Source organism: Microvirga flavescens, from assembly GCF_003290125.1.
GTDB lineage: Bacteria > Pseudomonadota > Alphaproteobacteria > Rhizobiales > Beijerinckiaceae > Microvirga > Microvirga flavescens.
Window position 1 is genome coordinate 82,060 of record NZ_QMKH01000006.1, and the last position, 14,724, is coordinate 96,783.

General features: G+C 55.4%; 7 protein-coding genes and 1 pseudogene. 6 read left to right on the forward strand and 2 right to left on the reverse strand.

Translation table 11 applies throughout. From position 1 onward, the window contains the following. Positions 1-15: 15 nt before the first annotated feature. From DQW91_RS17235 to DQW91_RS12730, 4 genes are all read left to right on the forward strand, one after another. A complete protein-coding gene (locus tag DQW91_RS17235) occupies positions 16-1,587 on the forward strand; it encodes a cadherin domain-containing protein (protein WP_198411862.1) in 1,572 nt (523 codons plus the stop codon). A gap of 12 nt (positions 1,588-1,599) precedes the next feature. Beyond that, on the forward strand, positions 1,600-2,829 hold the full coding sequence (locus DQW91_RS12720) for a M10 family metallopeptidase C-terminal domain-containing protein (RefSeq protein WP_112664023.1): 1,230 nt from the start codon (positions 1,600-1,602) through the stop codon (positions 2,827-2,829). Positions 2,830-2,854: 25 nt separating this feature from the next. Then, positions 2,855-3,508, forward strand: a complete 654-nt coding sequence (locus DQW91_RS16645; protein ID WP_157961437.1) for a hypothetical protein — start codon at positions 2,855-2,857, stop codon at positions 3,506-3,508. Positions 3,509-3,602: 94 nt separating this feature from the next. Then, a complete protein-coding gene (locus DQW91_RS12730; RefSeq protein WP_157961438.1) occupies positions 3,603-9,737 on the forward strand; it encodes a hypothetical protein in 6,135 nt (2,044 codons plus the stop codon). A 178-nt stretch (positions 9,738-9,915) separates the two neighbouring features. Here the strand turns inward: DQW91_RS12730 and DQW91_RS12735 are convergent. Together DQW91_RS12735 and DQW91_RS12740 are read right to left on the reverse strand one after the other, a co-directional pair. Further along, positions 9,916-10,491 (reverse strand): annotated as a pseudogene (locus DQW91_RS12735) (hypothetical protein); the annotation flags it as partial. 476 nt (positions 10,492-10,967) lie between these two features. Further along, positions 10,968-12,167 (reverse strand): MFS transporter, encoded by a 1,200-nt coding sequence (locus DQW91_RS12740; protein WP_112664146.1) that lies wholly within the window; start codon positions 12,165-12,167, stop codon positions 10,968-10,970. A 99-nt stretch (positions 12,168-12,266) separates the two neighbouring features. On the opposite strand from DQW91_RS12740, the gene DQW91_RS12745 reads away from it, so the two are divergent. Both DQW91_RS12745 and DQW91_RS12750 read left to right on the forward strand, forming a co-directional pair. Further along, complete coding sequence (locus tag DQW91_RS12745) at positions 12,267-13,160, forward strand: LysR family transcriptional regulator (protein WP_112664026.1); 894 nt, start codon at positions 12,267-12,269, stop codon at positions 13,158-13,160. Between the two features lie 151 nt (positions 13,161-13,311). Continuing rightward, entirely contained in the window at positions 13,312-14,412 is a 1,101-nt protein-coding gene (locus DQW91_RS12750) for an alpha/beta hydrolase (protein WP_112664027.1), read from the forward strand. The last annotated feature ends 312 nt before the right edge of the window (positions 14,413-14,724 follow it).

Sequence of the window (14,724 nt, forward strand, 5' to 3'; positions counted from 1 at the left end):
GAACGGTTCGCGGGCGTGAAAGCCTTCGAAGGCGGTGATAAGTCAGGCTCCACCTGGAACGAGCTTGTCCTACGTGGCTCAGCATTTGATTTCACGGGGAAGACCGTCTCCGGCCTTAGTCGAATTTCCCTTACGACAGATAATGCCGTTCTCACGATTGCGGGGACTGATGATGTCGCGAGGGCGACCGCACTTCTTGCTGGAGGTATTGAAAGCCAGAACGACACGCTGGTGGCCCGAGGGCTCACGTTCACCTCGGGCGAACGGAAGGCGCTGCATCGGCAAGGCGTCGACACAATCATCGATGCTTCAGGGACATACCAGAATCTGGCGCCGAAGGCGCTCCAGCTTGATGGCGACCGCATAACGGCTGTTGCGAGCCAGGTTGTTTTCGTCGACGTCGGTCACAATGCGACACTCAGTGATGACGACAGCGCTTTAAGCCTGTTGACAGTGATCGCGCCGCGTGGAGCGAGCACCACGGGACGATTGGGGGTTGAGGTTTCTGGGGCGGTCGAGCTCGTGTCTGGCTATATCGCCGGCAGCGTTGTCAAAGTCGCCGGGGTTGAAGTCGGCATGCTCTGGGATGCGGGCGACATCAGCCTCAGCATCGCATTTGGTCCCAACGGAACGCCGGAGCGGGTGCAGGAGATTGTGCGGGCCTTGACCTACACGATGGCCGATACGCCTCCTGAGACGAGCATACAGCAGCCAATCTTGATCACACTGGTGGATGAGGGGGGACGTAAGGCCACCTCGACAGTCACGATCGAACAAACCATCAAAGCAGAGCCTCCCAAACTGAGTTTAAGTCACGCTAGCGTTCCCGAACTCGCGCAGGACGGTACGGTGATCGGCTTGCTAACGGCCAACATCGCGGGGGCCGGCGATGCTTTCTCCTATTCCCTCATCGATGATGCAGGGCATCGCTTTGCTATCGACGGCGACAGGCTTGTCGTCACCAGCGGGATCAGGCTCGACTATGAGCAACAGCGCTCCCACGCCATCACCGTGCGGGCAAAGGCAGCGGACGGCAGCTATTTCGATCAAGTGTTCACGATCAAAGTCGAGGACGTGATCGACGAAGTCGTGATGGGCGGCGTCGGAACTGACGGTACGGGGACAGGCACTGGTTCGGGCGGGCGAAACACCCTGATCGGTGGCCCTGGCCGAGACAAGCTTTCAGGCGGCCCCGGGCGCGACAAGCTCTATGGCAAAGCCGGCAAAGATACGCTGATTGGCGGCGAGGGCGAGGACACCTTCATCTTCGACACGAGGCCCAATGCCAAAAAGAACGTCGATAGCCTGCCCGATTTCAAACCGAAGGACGACAGCATCTATCTCGACCACAAGATCTTCAAGGGGTTGGGGAAAGGCGGCTCGCCCGACATGCCTATCCAGCTCAAGAAGGCAATGTTCTGGAGGGGAACGGCTGCGCACGACAGAAACGACCGCCTCATCTACGACGCAAAAAAAGGCGCTCTTCTTTATGACGCGAACGGCTCTGATCCCGGCGGTGCAGTAAAGATAGCAGTCCTTCCGAAGAAGCTCAAAACCTTGAGCCACGTCGATTTCTTCGTGATCTGAAAAGGTGCTCCGATGTATCCGAAATTTGTCAACGCTTTGCGCAAGAACTATACATCTGAGGCCACTCGCTGGTTCGCGAACGCGAGGGACGGTGAAGCGGTCGTCATTACCTACAGTTTTATGTCCCGTGATCCTGAGCAGCCGCGAGTCTATCCTCTTGTGTCAATCGGAGATACATTCGCGCGGTATAACGCAGCTGAAAAAAAAGTTATCAAGAATTCGCTCAAAGCCTGGTCGTCGGTTGCTAACATTCGCTTTGTCGAGGTTCCCGCCCAGAATGCAGACATCATGTTCGGCAAGTACAACATGCCGTATAAGGTCAACGGACATGCGGGCCGATTGAATTACACTTATGAAAACGGAACGCTCAACCCAACCGATATTTGGCTGGATCGGGATGGCTTTCTCAAGACGCGTTACGGACAGGAGGTGGCGACCCACGAGATCGGACACACTCTCGGTCTGGAACACCCGTTATGGGGCAGGGGAGGTCTGAAGGCAGAGGAATTCGGCACTTCGGTGATGGCGTTCGATCTTTGGGGCGAGCCGCCTTACACAGGATATCCGACGAAGCTCGGTGTTATCGATGCTGCCGCCGTTCAGTCGATTTATGGTCCTGCACAACGCAAACTCGGAGCGAATGTCTACAAGGTCGGCAAGACGAAGCTGATCTGGGATGGCGGTGGAAGCGATACGATATCGGCAGCGTGGGCGAAGGCGAAAGCCCATATCGACCTTAATGACGGGTCGTGGAACTGGGTCGGCAAGAAAGCTTCATCCATTTTGGCCAAAGATCAGTCTTGGGTGGGGCATTTCACGCAGATTGAGAACGCTGTCGGATCGAAGTACGCCGACACGATTATTGGCAATGAGCTTGACAACGTCATCGATGGCGGTCGTGGGAACGATACGATCACGGGTGGGGAAGGCGCGGATATTTTGACCGGCGGCCCGGGTAATGACACTTTCGTGTTCAGAAGTTTCGAGGAGATGGGCACTATGGATCGCCATGACAGGGTTGAGGATTTTGAATTAGGGGATAAGATCGATCTTCGTAAGCTTAGTTCTGTGTTCTTGGGTAATGGAGATAGCAATTCTCTGCTGAAAAGCGGTCAAGCGGTGCAATTTTATTTTAATACCAAGTCTCAAAAATTGTGCTTTGACGTTAACGGAGACGGGATTCCTGAATTTTTTATTGGCGTTAAAATTGAAAATATGAAGTCTGAATTCTTTCAATTGTGATTTTGAAATTGATAAAGTGTAAAAAATGACATTCTCTAGCAAAATAAAATTTTTGATTTTTGGTCTGATTGCAACGATTTTTGCATCGAATGCTTATGCAACGAATGCAACTAGCTTAATCTGTGGTTCCGATCCGACAATCTTGACCCCTCTATATCCTATACGAGCTGGCTCATCCGGTCCCGAGCTAATGACCAGGCCAGATATCACCTTCACGTTCGATGGACAAAGGCCATGTTTGAATAATCGTTGTAATATTTCCATCCGCTCCGGCGATAGCATGGAGCAGATCGCCAACATAGAACTCCCCTCCGAAAGCATAACCTATTGTCGTCAACGCGACCCCTTCTTTCAATGGCCGATTGTAATGGGTGACAAGGAGATTACCCAATGCAAGGGCGGGTTATACGCAAACACCCGAATTATTGCCTTGGGAGAGAGCGTTGATGACATCGACGTCTTCTCGAAGCCGTATATTTTGATTCAATGGTTCCAAAAGAAAGTAAAAAGTGGGCCGCCAATCTCGGCTTGTTTGCGTAAAGTTTTTGACGACGAATCTACCTTAAAAGAAAAAACGCTGATCGATAATTATAAGCTTGTAAAATTCTACGAACATAATGATGCCGGCGACATAGAGCAGCGGAAATTTCGATTGTTTTTCTTTCCAGGGCGCCGGTAAGTAAATAGAGAGCAGTAGAGGGCCTATCGTGTCGGGAATAAACGCAAATTTCGATTCTAGCATAGATAACCGAACAGAAGGTATGATTAGGGACATGGTTGATAAAATCAACCAAAGTGGAATTGCGAGGAATGTCGATCTAAACGTAACTTCAAATTTAAATCAAGTTAATGGTCAGGAAAATAAAATAAATGCCTCCTTGGCGGCCAATCATACATCAACAACTAAAGTAAAAAATGATACTCTTTACGTCAATAAGGCGTACAATTATTCGGCCGTTCAAACGACGGATGTGCAGTCTCTCATGCACGAACTGGCGCATGTGGCTTTTCCTGGGGCTGGTGGGTTAAAGCAGGGCAAGGAAGAGAAGCATCTTGAAGGATTTTATGAAAAACTCGCTATTATTTCGAACATCGTCGGGCATCCAATTTCTGCATCCGATCTCGGTAAGTGGGGAGAATTATTAAAGAACAGAGGCGTGGCCCCTGAGTTGATAGAAGAAAAGCTATTTCAATATAGTAAGGAAAATCCTCGCTACAAAGACCATCCAGGATTGCAAAATATGGAGTGCTTTCTTGCGGGCACTCCTATTCTGATGGCGGATGGTTCACAGAAGCCTATAGAACAAATTTCAGTCGGAGATTGGATCTTAGCTTTCGACGCTCAGGTAAATTTAGGACGAGGAGAACTTGTTCCGGCACGAGTATTAAGATTATTCAAAAATATTACTGAATCTATAATAGATCTCCATGGCGTTTATGTAACTCCAAGCCATCTTTTTTTGGCGGAAAACGGCTCTTTTGAAAAGATAAGTTCTATTATTGAGCGGAACGGTTGTTATGTTTTGGGTAATGGTGACATTGTCAATGCGATAAAAGGGCACAACGATAAGCAAAATTTAGATTCACCAATATTCCATCTTTATTCTGAGGGGACACGTGATTATTTTGAGGAGGCGGAAGATGTTGTATGCGTAATTGAAGGTGCGCACACTTTAAAACCCGAGATTCGCAGAGGTTGGCGAACCTACAATTTTGAGGTCGAGACGTATCACACCTACGTCGCAGGCGACGTTCGCGTGCATAACGACTCGCTGCAGGATTACTTGAACCTCTCTGTCATGATGAAGAACGACGCCTACACGGCGGTTGCTATCAATGACATGGTCGATCATTTTGGCTGGGGTGCAGTGGGAGCTGCAGCTTGGTCGGATGCAAGTTTCGCGCAGGGAAATTTTGAAGCTTACAAAGATCACCTTGCCTCTATGGAGGCGGCTTATGAAGCTGCCATTGCTGCTGGCGATTTCAAGACGGCCGAGGCGATACTGGGCGGACTACAAGAGTCCGCTCGAGGGGCCGGTTGGGCCGAGGCTAATGCTAGAATGGCTGCCGAGCAGAATCGTCACTCCTCGTCGTATGGAAAGCATAAGGCGGACGAAAATTTCTACGCAGGCAGGCGAGTGGCGACTGAAGAGTCCATTCGCAAGATGGGTGGCACTCCTCTCCCTGTCGGCAATGTCGACGTTCCGGGTGGCGGCCTCGAACAGGGAGGCGGTACTCCAGGTCGGAGTCTCGGAGATCTTCCGGAACACGACGATCCCAATGATGGCGATGGTGTTCCCGGTACTGCGCCTCCCAGTGGTGGCGAAAACTACTCTGCCGGAGACCGTCCGGATGAGACCGCCGATAAGAAAACTGTGGGGCCTGTTACCTATAGCATCGGCCCAGCGGCGATCACGACTTATCCCGACGGGACAACCCATTCTCAGGTCAATTCTGACAAAAAAAAGAGTTTCGCGACCATTCGAGATAAGGACGTATTGGCGCTTGGAGAAGCTACCGTTCTGGACGACGGTCGGATCAAAGAGGTTGCAACCACTGCCCTATTAGGTGGAGGAATGCAAGAGACGGAAACGGTCTATGCGTCGAGTGGAGAAATATTGACGCAGACGATTCACACTAACAAGATTCCTCGACTCAGATTCCAGACCCATCATGATGGCACAAAGACACTCGATAAATATTCGAGCACTGGCATTCTCGAGCATCAGATGGTTGTGGGAAAAGACGGGTCGGGTTGGCTCTGGGAAATCAATCTGAAGCCGAAGGCCGGTGAGTTCAGCACCAAAAAAACCTTCTTTGATAAAACTGGCGTTTCGACTTACGCGCTGCTAACGCATCCTAAGGAGCCCCTACATCCCAAAGGATTCCTAGAGGTCGAGAGCTATGAGAAGAAACACAAGATCGGGTCCAAGATCGAATGGCTGACACTTGTCGGTGAAGCGATCCGAGGGACAGGAAACCAACTTGCCAATCTGATCAAGGGCAATAACCGGGAAAACGTGCTTTCTGGTGCGGAGGGCAACGATACTATTCGGGGCGGAAGCGGTAACGACACTCTCCGGGGCGGGGAGGGCAATGACACGCTGAACGGAGAAGCCGATCACGACAAGCTCTCGGGCGGAAACGGCGACGACACTCTTTTGGGTGGAGCGGGTCACGATAGCCTTTACGGCGAGGACGGCATCGATAACCTGGACGGTGGGACGGGAGACGATACGCTTTCCGGTGGCGCGGGAGCCGACTATCTCAACGGAGGAGGTTGGGACGACAAGCTGAGTGGCGATGACGGCGACGACACGCTCATCGGCGGCGAAGGTTACGACACGCTTTACGGCGGCGTCGGCAATGATCTCTTGCAAGGCGAGGGCGACGCAGACTTCCTCTATGGCAACGACGGCGTCGACGCGCTTTACGGCGGTGGCGGCATCGACAACCTTTTCGGCGGCAGCGGAAACGACCTTCTCGATGGCGGCACCGATGATGACATCCTCTGGGGTGAGGATGGCGATGATCTGCTGCTCGGCGGCGCTGGGCGCGACGAGGCTCACGGCGGCAATGGCAACGACACGCTTTTCGGTGGCGCGGATATGGATTGGCTCTTCGGCGATGCCGGGAACGATATCCTGAGGGGCGAGAGCGGCAATGACATGCTGTTCGGCGGCGGGGGCCTCGACAGCCTCTTCGCCGGTGAGGGCGATGATACCGTTGAGGGCGGGGCTGACAGCGACACGATCGAAGGCGGAGTTGGAGACGATCGCCTGCGCGGGGACGCCGGCGATGACCTCATTCACGGCAATGAAGGCCGCGATGATATCGATGGCGGTGTCGGTGATGATCTCATCTACGGCGACGAGGGGAACGATGCGCTTCTCGGCTCTGCCGGGAACGACACGATTTGGGGTGGTACCGGAAACGATGTCGCGACAGGCGACGAGGGCGATGACCAACTCCACGGCGACGACGGGAATGACATCCTCAAAGGCGGGAACGGCACAGACCAACTATGGGGTGATGCCGGCAACGACACACTTTTCGGTGGAGCTGGAGCCGACACACTTTTCGGCGGGGAGAACGACGATCAGCTTTATGGTGACGCCGGCAACGACAGTCTCGACGGCGGTGTGGGATCTGACAAGCTCTGGGGCGGCGACGGCGCGGACACGCTCCTCGGCGGGGATGGAAACGATGTCCTGACGGGCGATGCAGGCGACGACAGCCTCGTCGGTGGCCTCGGGGACGATGCACTCTCTGGGAGTGACGGTAACGATATCCTCGACGGCGGTGGGGGGCGCGATCAGCTTTTCGGTGGCAACGGTAACGACACCCTCATCGGCGGCGCCGACGTTGATTTCATCGACGGGGGCAGCGGCACCGATGTGATTGTTCTGACTGGCAAGCGGACAGATTATGAGATCCGCTTCAACACGGCGACAGGTCGTTATTCCATTGTCGATAAGCGGGCCGACTCGCCGGATGGAACCGACTTTGCCGATATCGAGATATTCCGCTTCAGCGACGGCCAGTTCACGAAGGCCGATCTCGATTACATGACGAACGCTGATGCCGAGACGGCTTGGGATATCGACAATAGCGATGGTTCCAAGAATAGACTCGGCTGGGAAGTCGACCCCGATAATCCGTCGCAGCTTCACGCCTTCATCGAACACCGCAATCTTGACGACGTTCGTGTGAGCCGAACCGAATTCAAATACGACGGCTCGCGTCTCGCCTACGCCTGGGATGTCAGCCTCGGCGGCAAGGAGCAGGAGTGGGAGTCCTACATTCAGACGTTTGACAAGAACGCTAATCTCGTCAAGCAGGTCTATGAGATGGATGGTGGGGCCTACAAGGTCCAGGAATGGGATCCTTATAAGCTTGAGGCTTGGCGCATCCGAGAGACCGAGTACGCGAATAAGACAGCTTATGACAGCGGCAAGTTCTTTTGGCAGGAAGATACCCTGCGCAACAAGATCGATGGCATCGTCGCGTATATTCAACGCGAGCGCGATTATGTCGCCGGCGGCTGGGACAACATCGAGCGGCACCTCGATGATCTGAAGCGCGCACTTTGGACGAGAACCAACAACGACGATGGATCCTATGTCATCGAAGGGGCTGACCATGCCCAGGACACGTTCAACTACGTCAACGGTCGCCTGGAGAGCATAAGGCCGGAGGAATGGGAGAGCTTCAGGGAGGAGTATGACGCGAGCGATAACAAGCTGCGGGAATTCTATACCTATTACGGCTATTTCGTTGGTGCGACCTATGTGAAGCCGCACAGCGTCGAGAAAGCATGGGATTATGCTGGGCTCGACTGGAGCAGTTGGGAGATGCACCGTGAAGGCACAGGCCCCGATGCTCGGGATACCAAATATGTCGTCTACTACGATACGCATCCGACGTTCTCAAAGCTGGTGAAGCTCTGGGATTATTCGGGAACAACCTGGTCGTCCCAGGAGACGTACTACGACAAGGCCGTTCCAACCAATGAGCTTTGGCAGGAAGAGCAGTGGCGTTCCGACGGAAAACTTACGAAGGGCATTGTGCGTCAAAAGGACTACACGACCGCGGTCAATTGGCAGAAATACGAGACGTACTACAAGGGTGAAACCAAGATCACGACGAAGGAAGTGATCTGGTACGACAATGGGAATTATGCCGAGATCGATCACGATGCAGATAATGCAGTGTCATGGTCCAAGCATGGTGTGACCTATCTCGATAGCAGGAAAGCGCCGGGTACCGAGCTTCGCGAGGAGTATGTCAACGACGATACTACCGCCGACCTGCACGAATGGGATCGTTTAAACAACGAGGCCTGGGAAGAGCGTTGGACCAACAAAGTTTCGGAGTACGGTCGGACATACCATCAGACGACGCTCTATGACAAAGATGGGAAATACAAAAAAGTCGTGATCTACGACTGGGATCGCTTGGGAAAAGAGGATTGGGACGAGCGCTATCAAACGAAGGCGAACGGAACGGATCTGAGCACCGAGAAGCTCATCTACTCTGAAACGTACTATACGATTAAGCATCTGGATTACGATGACTCCAATGGCAAGCTTGCTTCCTGGCTTGAGACCTTCAAGAGCGGCAAGAAGACCATGGTGGAGTACGTTCTTGACGATGGGGGATCTGGCAAAGCCACTCTCGGTTCCGGTACATTGGACTGGACATACGTGGAGTATGAAAAGAAGGGCTATGTCCATAAGAGGACTGAGTACAAGGCTTACGATAATAAAACCGCTGAGATTTGGTACTCAGATCCTCTGAATAAAACTAAATGGGCTGACGGCTATGGCCAAATTGGCGTTGACGGCCATCGCACTTACGCGAAGACTTACTCCGACGACGGTTGGTACAAGATAGATACTTGGACGAAGGAAGGGGGCCGTTGGAGGCACACATATCAGGAGTTCTTGGCAAGTGGAGTTGCGAGGAGCGATATGTGGGTAAACTATGACGACGATGAATGGGGTGGCCTCCCTATCACAAATCCTTTTGGCACGACCTTGAGATCCTTCTCAGGGGCAACAACGAGCGTTCAAGACGCTATCACGCAAATGCGCGACGAAATGTTCGCTAGCAAATTCCTCGGCACCGATGCTGACGAAGTGTTCTCGGCCACGGCAAAAGACGATACGTTCATGTTCTTTGCCAACTTTGGTCACGACGTGATCAAGGATTTCGATGCTGGGCCGGGGGAAGGGGATGTCATCGCCTTCAGAAAGGAAACGTTTGCCGATTTCAAATCGGTTCTCGCTCACGTCGTGCAGAAGGGCGCGGATGTCCTCATTACGGCGGATGATCGCAGCACGCTCCTGCTGAAGAACCTAGCTCTATCAAGCCTGAGTGCTGATGATTTTCGGTTCGCAGGCTAGAACTCTCAAGAAATAAGCCGATCGCCGTCAGCATGAGCCCTCGTCATGCTGGCGGTGAAGCGCTGTTTAGGATCGGCATCGGGGCGTTATCCGTATCGCCAGCGCGTCGGTCCGATCTATCGTCTATTGAGTTGGTCGCTCGGCCTCCGGTGCTTTCAGTACCGAAGGCCATAATTTGCTAAGCCGCGTCCCACACCTTGTTCAGGATCTGCGCAGCTAATGCCGCCTTATCTTGTGGTAGGAAGCGGCCATAATGCTTGGCGACCATATCAGGTGTATCCTGGATCGCGTAGCTGGCCTGCTCGTACGAGCCCGTCTTCTTCAGAATGTGGGTCGCCAGGACGTCTCGCACATTGTGGGGACCATGTGGCAATAGGCCCTTGATGACACCACGTCCTGTGTACGGGTTGTAGATTCCGTATCGCTGAATGACCAACCTCCAGGCTTCGTAGAAGGTGTTCTGGTCATAGGACGCATCCTTGCTCGTGATCTTCACGGTCTTGACGAAGAGTGTGCCAGGATCGTCTGCCCCGGCGAGCAGGATACGCCGATGGCGGTCGATATAGGCTTCGAGATACCCATAAAGCCCTCCAAGGTCCGGCAGGATGAGGCGGAAGGGCTTGCTGCCGAAATACGATGAGTTCGCGTTCTTGAACGCGACCGAGGGAATGAAGACCTCCCAGCCACTGTCGCGATCGCTCCAACGCAGCTCGCCTCGCTTCAAATCGTTGAGCTGGCGCTCCGAGCGGGGGAGGCATTGGAAAAGCAGTTCCAACAGGAAACTGTGCCGTCTCATCTATTCCGAGTCTGTAAGCTGAAATTTCGCTGATTTATCAATGGTCAGCGTTTTCCTGGCTTCGAGTCTATCTCACGAAACTCGAGTCCGCGGCCGTGATTAGCACTCGCATTTCGAGTCCCGAGTCGGAAGTGAATTAGAGAGAAACTAAGCCTTTGCCATTTAAGGGATAATTTCCGGGAGCTAAACCAGTTATCCACAATGGACCCTCGGCTCTGAAATGCTCCGGTACAAGAGCAAGAGCCGTATGGACCTTGGAAGGCGTTCGGAGGAGGCGGTCGACAGGCTCATCGCTTGGATTAGCCGAAATGAGGGAAGGGCAGATCTTCCCCTCATTGATGGCTTCCTTGATGAGGCTGTTCGGCCATCCTTTGCATGTGACTTGATAGGATTGAGTAACACGGCGACGGGAATGGCGGGAGACAATGTGGTGCTCACAAATGTCCCGATGATCCCGCACGCTTCGTCACGAACGCCATGAGACCTGCGGCAGCCAGCATGGCTGCGCTCGCACCGAAGGTGCTGTGATAACCGCTCATGTCGAACAGCAGGCCGCCAACGGTCGCGCCCAGGGTGATCGCCAGTTGGATGGCGGCCACCATCAGCCCGCCGCCGGCTTCTGCATCATTCGGCAAGGTCCGGGTCAGCCAGGTGTTCCACGCCACGGGCGCCGGAGTGCCGAGCAGGCCCCACGCTCCAAGCAGAACGGCCGTGCCAGTAAGCCAGTTTCCGAAGGTGATCAGGGCAACGGCAATCGCCGCCATCCCGAGCGGAATGGCGATCATCACGCCGTACATGCCATTCGTCAGGAAGGATCCGATGAGGGTGGTCCCGACAAGGCCGGTGATCCCTAAGAGCAGCAGGAGCAGCGACAGAGTCGGAACGTCGACATGGGTCACCATCTCGAGAAATGGCCGCAGGTAGGTGAACAGCGCGAACTGCCCCATGAAAAAGAGCGTGATCGCCACCATTCCGGAGGCCACCACAGGCCGACGGAGCAGCTTGAACACGTTTCCCGAGCCAGTCGGCCGCCCAGCATGCATGGAAGGGAGCTTTGCCAGCAGCCAGACTAGCGCGATGGCTGCCAGGGGCACCACGCAGAAGAAGGCTCCGCGCCACCCGATGTGCTCGCCGAGGAAGCTCCCAAGTGGTGCCGCGACGATGGAGGCTAAGGCGGTTCCACCTTGCAGGAGCGCCAGGGCACGAGGCACGCTGTCCGTCGGCACCAAGCGCATGACTGCGGCGGTTGACATCGACCAGAAGCCGCCGATGGCGACGCCAAGGACCGCCCGGCCTGCCATGAGGATCGTGTAGTTCGACGCCAGGGCCACGATCGAGCCGGACACGATCAGCGAAAGGGCCAACGCGAGCAGGACGGTGCGCCGATCCCATCGCGCCGTCAGGCCTGAGATGAAGAGACTCGTGAGGACGGCGAAGATGCCGGAAACGGAGATTGCCTGCCCGGCTTGGCCTTCCGTCATGTGAAGGTCGGCGGCAATCGGCGTCAGCAGGCTGACCGGCATGAACTCTGAGGCGACGAGCACCATGCAGCACAGAGACATGGCAAGGACCGCGCCCCATGCCGGAGAACGGTCGGGAATTGCATCGCAGGTAAAAGCGGTTCCGACTGTCATCAATGTCTCATGATAGCGATTGGAGGCCGGAAGATAGGCCGTGCTCATTGGGCCGATTAGGTGCTAAGACCTGCATGAACCTATGAGTGGAGCTCATGAATGGCGCGCGAGAACATCAACGACCTGATCGCCTTCCTGGCTGTCGCGCGGGAGCGGAGCTTCACGAAGGCCGCCGCACAGCTTGGCGTCTCCCAATCAGCCCTGAGCCATACAGTGCGCGGCCTTGAGGAGCGATTGGGCGTGCGGCTTCTGACCCGCACTACCCGGAGTGTGGCGCCCACTCAAGCAGGTGAGCGGCTCCTCCGAACAGCGGGCCCCAGACTGGCCGAGATCGAGGCCGAGCTGGACGGATTGAGCGAGTTCCGTGAGAAACCTGCCGGCACGATCAGGATCACGGCGGGCTACCATGTCACCGAGATGATCCTCTGGCCGAAGCTCCGGACATTTCTTGCCGACTACCCCGACATCAAGGTGGAGATCGCCCTAGACGAGGGCCTGACCAACATCGTCGAGCAAAGGTTCGATGCAGGGGTGCGCCTCGGCGAGCAGGTTGCCAAGGACATGATCGCGGTGCGCATCAGTCCCGATGTCCGTTTTGCGGTGATCGGAGCACCGTCATACTTCGCAAACAGACCGCGACCCATGACACCTCAGGACCTCATCGCTCACACCTGCATCAACCTGCGCTTGCCCACCTATGGTGGGCTTTATGCCTGGGAATTCGAGCGTGATGGACAAGAACTGGCCGTCCGAGTCGACGGCCAACTCGTGTTCAATAGCATCTTCCCTATCCTCAGTGCCGCAGTGGACGGCTTCGGACTCGCTCACGTCCCGGAGGACATCGCGTTGCCGCACATCACCTCCGGCCGCCTAGAACGAGTCCTTGAGGATTGGTGCCCATCGTGGACGGGGTACCACCTGTACTATCCGAGCCGCCGACAGTCCTCGCCAGCCTTCAACCTCGTTGTCGAGGCTCTGCGCCATCGAGGCTGAGACGAGGCCCGATCCTTCAAATTTCTGCGAGATTAATGAGCTGAGCTCATAGGGGCATGCGTCGCAGCTCCGCTAATCCTCTGCTTTCCCGCTTGCTATTGTTTAACCGGACCCAGGCATCGGCCTGAGCAGGAAAGACAGAGATACGAGCATGAACAAGCAGAACAGTCCTGAGAATAGCGAAGCCCCGACGCCTGGCCTTGGCCGGCGCGACCTCCTGAAGCTGACCGGTGTCGGCGTCGCCGCGCTTGGTGCCGGGTCGCTTTTCAATGCTTCCAACGCGAAGGCTCAGAGTGGGTCAAACGCATGGGACAAGGTTTTCCCCCGAAGCAAGAACGTCGATCACGAGAAGGTCTCCTTCAAGAATCGCTATGGCATCACCCTGGTGGCCGATCTCTACCAGCCGAAGAACCGCTCCGGCAGGAGGCTGGCGGCGCTCGCCATCAGCGGTCCGTTCGGTGCGGTGAAGGAGCAGTCGTCGGGTCTCTATGCCCAGACCATGGCGGAGCGCGGGTTCGTCACGCTGGCTTTCGATCCGTCTTATACCGGGGAAAGCGGTGGCGAGCCTCGCAATGTCGCCTCACCGGACATCAATACCGAGGATTTCAGCGCGGCGGTGGATTTTCTCGGCCTGCACCCATCCGTCGATCGCGAGCGGATCGGCATCATCGGGATCTGCGGCTTTGGCGGCATGGCCTTGAGTGCCGTCGCCGTGGACAAGCGCGTCAAGGCCGTTGCGGCCAGCACCATGTATGACATGACGCGCGTCATGTCCCGCGGCTACAACGATAGCGTGACCCTCGAACAGCGCACGAAAGCGCTTGAGCAAATGAGCCGGCAGCGTTGGAGCGATGCGGAAAAGGGAACTCCGGCTTACCAGCCTCCATTCAACGAGCTGAAAGGCGGCGAGGCGCAGTTCCTGGTCGACTATCACGACTATTACCGGACACCGCGCGGGTACCATGCGCGCGCCGTCAACTCAGGCAACTCCTGGACACAGACCACGCCGCTGTCGTTCATGAACATGCCGCTCCTGACCTACATTGCGGAAATCGCGCCACGCCCGGTCCTGTTGATCCATGGCGAAAAGGCCCACTCGCGCTACTTCAGCGAAACCGCCTTTGCTGCTGCGGCGGAGCCGAAGGAGCTTCTCATCATCCCGGGCGCCAACCACACCGATCTGTACGACCGTATGGACGTGATACCGTTCGACAAGCTCCAGTCGTTCTTCAATCAACACCTCTCCGCTTGAGCGGCGATATGGAGCCTGGGCCCTTTGGTTCAGGCTCCATCAAGGCGAGGAGACAACCGGATGCTGAAATCCCTGCGGGCGCCGCCCTCATCGCCGCCGCACGGGCTGTCATTCTGGAACTATCCGGGCATGCTCATGCTGCCATGACGCTCTACGTCAACAATGGTATCGCACTTTGGCCCGGCTTCACGCTGAAGCTCGGCGCCCGCCGATATTGACATGCATTACCCTCTAGGGTGCGTCACCGCAGGATAGTCATCCCGTCCTTTCGGCGAGTGTGTGGGACCGCGACAGTGTTCCGCGTTGCCCGCT

Bases quoted from the DNA above. Each gene is read 5' to 3' on its own strand.
- DQW91_RS12720 (WP_112664023.1), top strand. From the start codon at position 1,600: ATGTATCCGAAATTTGTCAACGCTTTGCGCAAGAACTATACATCTGAG.
- DQW91_RS16645 (WP_157961437.1), top strand. From the start codon at position 2,855: ATGACATTCTCTAGCAAAATAAAATTTTTGATTTTTGGTCTGATTGCA.
- DQW91_RS12730 (WP_157961438.1), top strand. From the start codon at position 3,603: ATGGTTGATAAAATCAACCAAAGTGGAATTGCGAGGAATGTCGATCTA.
- DQW91_RS12740 (WP_112664146.1), bottom strand. From the start codon at position 12,167: ATGACAGTCGGAACCGCTTTTACCTGCGATGCAATTCCCGACCGTTCT.
- DQW91_RS12745 (WP_112664026.1), top strand. From the start codon at position 12,267: ATGGCGCGCGAGAACATCAACGACCTGATCGCCTTCCTGGCTGTCGCG.
- DQW91_RS12750 (WP_112664027.1), top strand. From the start codon at position 13,312: ATGAACAAGCAGAACAGTCCTGAGAATAGCGAAGCCCCGACGCCTGGC.